Origin of the sequence: Clostridioides sp. ZZV15-6597 (assembly GCF_020657815.1) — a bacterium.
In the GTDB taxonomy this organism is placed as follows: Bacteria; Bacillota; Clostridia; order Peptostreptococcales; family Peptostreptococcaceae; genus Clostridioides.
In genome coordinates, this window is sequence record NZ_JAGWCT010000223.1 from 1 (window position 1) to 1205 (window position 1205).

At 25.0% G+C, this 1205-nt stretch carries 2 protein-coding genes and 1 pseudogene; all 3 read right to left on the minus strand.

What is annotated here, in order from left to right:
- Positions 1-206, minus strand: a pseudogene (locus KGF52_RS20960) (hypothetical protein); the annotation flags it as partial.
- Positions 199-576 (minus strand): BlaI/MecI/CopY family transcriptional regulator, encoded by a 378-nt coding sequence (locus KGF52_RS20965; RefSeq protein ID WP_413894798.1) that lies wholly within the window; start codon positions 574-576, stop codon positions 199-201. The gene KGF52_RS20965 and the pseudogene KGF52_RS20960, both read right to left, overlap by 8 nt.
- 140 nt (positions 577-716) lie before the next feature.
- Positions 717-1205, minus strand: a 489-nt coding sequence (locus KGF52_RS20970) for a M56 family metallopeptidase (RefSeq protein WP_285894680.1), incomplete at its 5' end; no start/stop codon positions are given.

The window sequence follows — 1205 nt, forward strand, 5'->3', positions numbered from 1 at the left end:
CCTCTCTGTATATAAATTTATAGAATAATTAAATATAAAAAATAACATTCTAAAAATAATAATTAACCAAATATAATAATTAAATTTTTTGCTAAATTTTTAAAATAAAATCTTTTTAAAAAGATTAAAATACATATACCAAAGCTACTTACAATAGTAGTTTTTAATATAGTATTGATTAAATGGTTAAATATATAACTATTCATTTTCTTCTGTGCTAAAGCTTTCTTTGAAAGACTCAAATGTTTTTTTAGATAATATATTATCTGCATACAGAGAAGCCATCAAGCTTTCTTTAGAATCGTCATGTATTGTGTCAAAAAAGTTTCTTGTTTCAAAATTTTTGTATTCTTCTTCCCCAACAAGAATTGTATAGTGTGTGAATCTTCCTATCTTTTCAGCAGTTAAAAAATTTTTATTAATTAGTCTTGCTAGAAGTGTTAACGTTGTTGTCTGTTTCCAATTAAATTGTTGTTCCATAGCAATTATTACCTCTTTAGATGGAACTGTTTTGTTTATTTTCCAAATAAATTTCATAACCTTTAATTCTGCTTCAGGTATCTTTTTAATCATAATACTTTCCCCCTAAAATACAATTTTACGTTTATAGTTTAATACTACAAAAAGATATAAAAAGAGTCAAATAAAATTTATGTAAACAAAAAAATAGTGTCTAAGCTATATAAACACTATTTCCTAAACATATGTATTTAATCTTAATTATCAACTGGTACTTCTATTAAATCTGAGTCTTTTGGAGTCTTACCTGATACTCTACATGCTTCTTCATATTGTTTTCGATATTCTTCGGGAGCAGTTGCATAAGTATAGTCTACAGTTTCAGAAAAGGAATATCCAGTATTCTCTGTATCTTCATCTGTATTATCAATTGGAATATTTTCTAATATAGGAATTTGAGCATTAATTTCTAAAAAAGATGTGCATGAAGTTATAAATACCAATATTCCTATTAGTATACCATTTTTACCTTTCTTTTTTATTATATTTTCAAGTCTTATTTCTAAATTAGATTTACTAAATTCCGTTGTTAGTAGTCCTGCTTTATTTAAACGAGAAAGTTCTATAGCATGTAATAAGGCTAAACCATATTTTTTCTTTTCTCGTAAAGTACAATTGTTTAGCACACTCTCATCACAACAAAGTTCACAATCTTCATTTATTTTCTTACTCATAATATAGACAAG